Annotated in this window: 2 protein-coding genes; one reads left to right on the top strand and one right to left on the bottom strand. The window is 59.0% G+C overall.

The features are described from left to right. Positions 1 to 53: 53 nt before the first annotated feature. Positions 54 to 845 (top strand): exodeoxyribonuclease III, encoded by a 792-nt coding sequence (locus B4E96_RS06035; RefSeq protein WP_286956780.1) that lies wholly within the window; start codon positions 54 to 56, stop codon positions 843 to 845. A 1,396-nt stretch (positions 846 to 2,241) separates the two neighbouring features. Here B4E96_RS06035 and B4E96_RS06040 read toward each other — a convergent pair. After that, the coding region (locus B4E96_RS06040; protein ID WP_286956781.1) for a transposase at positions 2,242 to 2,568 on the bottom strand (327 nt) is incomplete at its 5' end.

Raw genomic sequence — 2,568 nt, forward strand, 5'->3', positions numbered from 1 at the left:
AGGCGTGGGTCCAGGGAGGCGGCAGCGGCTGGGCCCTCGGTTAGAGTGGGGGCGTGCGAATCGCTACATGGAACGTGAACTCTGTCAGGGCCCGCGCCGAACGCATCGGTGCATGGCTGGAGCGCTCGGATGCCGATGTGCTCGCCATCCAGGAACTCAAGTGCAAGGACGCGCAGATGCCCGTCGCGATCTTCGAGGAGCGCGGGTACGAAGTCGCCTATCACGGGCTGAACCAGTGGAACGGGGTGGCGATCGCCTCCCGGGTGGGGCTTGCCGATGTGCAGCTCGGCTTCGAGAACGTGCCCGGCTTCGGCGATGACGACGCCGTGGAGGCCCGCGCCATCAACGCCGACTGCGGCGGGGTGCGCGTGCATTCGCTGTATGTGCCCAACGGCCGCGAGCTCGATCATCCGCACTATGACTACAAGCTGCGGTGGCTGTCGGCGCTGCGCGATGACGTCTCCGCGCAGCTAGCCGGAGGCCCTAAGGCCAAGCTCGTACTCTGCGGCGACTTCAATGTCGCCCCGCACGATGAGGATGTGTGGGACATGGAGGCCTTTGCCGGCTGCACGCACGTCTCCCAGCCTGAGCGCGACGCCTTTCAGGCACTCCTCGACGCCGGCCTGACCGATGTCGCCCGCCCGTTCACTCCCGGCCCCGGTGTGTACACGTACTGGGACTACCAGAAGCTGCGCTTCCCCAAGAAGGAGGGCATGCGCATCGACTTCCAGCTCGCCTCCGCGACCCTCGCCGAGGCGGCGAGCGGTGCGTTCATCGACCGCGAGGAGCGCAAGGGCAAGGGTGCATCCGACCACGCGCCGGTGGTCGTCGACTACGCGCTCTGAGCTGACCCTCAGCCGGCCTCGCTAGCCTGACGGGCAACCGCGCACCGGCCGCCGCGGTCTTTCTGGCTCCACCTTGTAGAACAGAAGCTTTCGGCACACCCCTCACACCGGGATTGCCCCCGTCATACGAGCGCTTCGCCTACCAAACTTGAGCTGTCGCACACTGATGATCGACGTCGCGACAACACAGCATCTCTCGGCGAAAAAGGAGGCATGTCATCGCCCGCTCGCAATCGTCCACGTAGAACCTTCCAACCCATTCACCCTTCCGCTAATATAAATATTAGATATTTCCCTCGGAAGGAAGTCCATGCCTGAGAGACCTGGATTCGAAGAAAAGGAATTTGAAACACTCGCCAACTCGAGCTTCATTCTCCAATCGTCCATCAAGCCTGGCGCAGTTGTTATGTTCAGCCCGGGCCGAGCCCTTGAAAAAGACCTTGGCTTCGACTTTTCGGTCCAACTTGACCCGACGTCCACGACCTACCGATTACTGTTCGGTTCGTTTCCAGGCACGCCGCGAACGGTCGGATACCCTCGGGCAAACCCTCCCGGTATGCCGCGCATCCACGGCGTTGTAAATACATTCATCCAGTACAAGCGGCCTTACTATCTCAGAGCGAATCACCGGCAATCCGTATGGCGCGGTCGCCCCTTTTTGCGCTTCGACGTACGGTCTACACGTCGAGTAAACGGTCAATCAGTCACTGACCACTCTCAACTTTCTGCATTATGCGACCTGGCCGACAATAATCCCGATGTGAAAGTTCGCTACGCGTGTCCATCGGTGTGGACTAGCGAGGATCTATACTCTCAGCACGCAGACCATACGCTAGTCGAGCGAAGCTCATTTACTGACCCTAGAAACCTCTACCACGATCGTATGAATCCGACTTCCGGGTGGCATAACTACTGGACGTTTACTCCCGACAGCCCTTGGAACGGTCGGCCCAATCCAGACGGCCCCCTGCGTGACGCACAGACTGGAGAGGACTTTCTAACGGAGCTCTCTCGCGAGTCAACTCGACCCAATAAGGCGAAGTTTCAACACGAGGTTGCGGAGATATACTCGAAAAGCTCTGAACGATTGAAGAGTTCGAACTTCTTTCAGCAACCCTCAGATTACCAGCAGGGAACAAAGGGCGACGCAGTGATTAAGGCTCGCGAATCTGTAAACGAGCATTTTGTCGAACCTTTCCGAGACCCTCGGTGGCTTCTGAGTAAGGCTGCCGGTTCAACAGGTATCGTACGCCCGCCTAGCCGAGACGATATTTTCGCCATCGAAACCGCAGTTGATGTTGCCGCTACCGCACGAGAATTAGGCCTCGTCTGGATGTCAGCGACGATATAAGGTGTGTGCAGCCTTCTCATTTGTCTGCGAGCTACCTTAAGTGGCTCATCGTAATTGAGAGTGTAGAACCGGTCTGAAGCCGCCGGACTCGAGCAGACATCTCGCGATGTAGTGCGTGAGGTTGCGGAATCCCAGTGCTGAGCCCCGTAGGTGTTCGAGCCTGCCGTTGATCGCTTCAGTTGGCCCGTTCGACGTTCCCGGTCGGGTGAAGAACGCCAGGACATCAGCAGCTCGACGCTTCAGAGTCCGTCCTAACCGCTTGAGCTCGACCAGTCCTGTCGGCAGATTCGTCGTCAGATCGTCGATGACTGATTGTAAGAGCTTCTTGCCCTCGTTGCCGTCGTTGGTTCGGTAGGCGCTCACAATGTCTTG

Source organism: Brevibacterium sp. UBA7493, assembly GCF_002479565.1.
GTDB classification, from domain to species: Bacteria; Actinomycetota; Actinomycetes; order Actinomycetales; family Brevibacteriaceae; genus Brevibacterium; species Brevibacterium luteolum.